General features: G+C 58.3%; 1 tRNA gene. It reads left to right on the forward strand.

The annotated features are described in order from the left end of the window. The first annotated feature begins 166 nt into the window (after positions 1-166). A tRNA-Glu gene (locus tag HU720_RS24040) sits at positions 167-242 on the forward strand.

Consider the following 242-nt stretch of genomic DNA (forward strand, 5'->3'; position numbering starts at 1 on the left):
GGGAATAGCTCAGTTGGTAGAGCACGACCTTGCCAAGGTCGGGGTCGCGAGTTCGAGTCTCGTTTCCCGCTCCAGTTTCTCCGGCACTGCTTCGGCAGGGCAGGAAAAGAAAATCCAGGCTGAATCGTGAGGTTCATAACTTGGTACGCTACCAAGCGTCGGGTATGTCCCCTTCGTCTAGTGGCCTAGGACACCGCCCTTTCACGGCGGTAACAGGGGTTCGAGTCCCCTAGGGGACGCCA

Origin of the sequence: Pseudomonas sp. SWRI51 (assembly GCF_014268825.1) — a bacterium.
GTDB lineage: Bacteria > Pseudomonadota > Gammaproteobacteria > Pseudomonadales > Pseudomonadaceae > Aquipseudomonas > Aquipseudomonas farsensis.